This window comes from Tenebrionibacter intestinalis, from assembly GCF_016632365.1.
Classification (GTDB): Bacteria; Pseudomonadota; Gammaproteobacteria; order Enterobacterales; family Enterobacteriaceae; genus Tenebrionibacter; species Tenebrionibacter intestinalis.
In genome coordinates this window covers 1-330 of the sequence record NZ_JAEPBH010000199.1, presented here as the reverse complement: position 1 = coordinate 330, position 330 = coordinate 1, and the positions used below count along the sequence as shown (strand labels likewise).

Here is a 330-nt window from a genome sequence, read left to right as displayed (position 1 = left end):
TATGAGACGACAATAAGTCAGTCCGCCTGGTGCTGATTATTCTGGCCGGTTTTGTAATCTGAGTGTCATGTACATGATCCAACAGGAAATGGTGTGACGCTCAATACTTCTCAGGTCAGTTACTACATGACTCAGCGTAAGAAAGGTGTAACCCAGCATATCTCGGCCATGAAGGCCGGTATCTCTGTCCGTTCCGGCCGCCGGATCGAAAAAGATCAGTGGTCAAAAGCCGGGGCTCGTCACTGGCGGACGCGCAAAGACCCTCTTGAAGCCGTATGGGACAGCATGCTTGTTCCCCTGCTGAAGGAGAGACCCGCTCTGATGCCGACG

At 52.7% G+C, this 330-nt stretch carries 1 pseudogene; it reads left to right on the top strand.

The window, feature by feature from the left end:
* Window positions 1-93 precede the first annotated feature (93 nt).
* Window positions 94-330 (top strand): annotated as a pseudogene (locus JJB97_RS18460) (IS21 family transposase); the annotation flags it as partial.